1 protein-coding gene is annotated in these 328 nt (G+C 68.3%); it reads right to left on the reverse strand.

What is annotated here, in order from left to right; all coding sequences use genetic code 11:
• Positions 1-182, reverse strand: a 182-nt coding sequence (locus BST14_RS31930; RefSeq protein ID WP_049262323.1) for a chorismate synthase, incomplete at its 3' end; no start/stop codon positions are given.
• Positions 183-328: the final 146 nt, after the last annotated feature.

Raw genomic sequence — 328 nt, forward strand, 5'->3', positions numbered from 1 at the left:
TCCTGGCGCTGGGTGGTGTGCCGGCTGGTGCCGGGCTTGCGCCGGTCGAGGTCGCGTTGCAGGTCCCGGGCGGACAGTTCCAGCCCCGGGGGGCACCCATCGACGATGGCGACCAGCGCCGGGCCGTGGCTTTCGCCTGCGGTGGTGACGGTGAAGAGCTTGCCGTAGGTGTTGCCGGACATGCGAGGCTCCGCGTGAGGACGAGAGGGAAAGACATCGGAGTATACCCGTCAAGGACGGGCCTGCGAACCTTCCCCGGAGGACGCGATCAAAGCGCTATCATCGGCCCATGAAGACCTCCATGCCGCGCGCCCTCCTCGCCCTGTTC

The sequence above is a fragment of the Mycobacterium arosiense ATCC BAA-1401 = DSM 45069 genome, from assembly GCF_002086125.1.
GTDB classification, from domain to species: Bacteria; Actinomycetota; Actinomycetes; order Mycobacteriales; family Mycobacteriaceae; genus Mycobacterium; species Mycobacterium arosiense.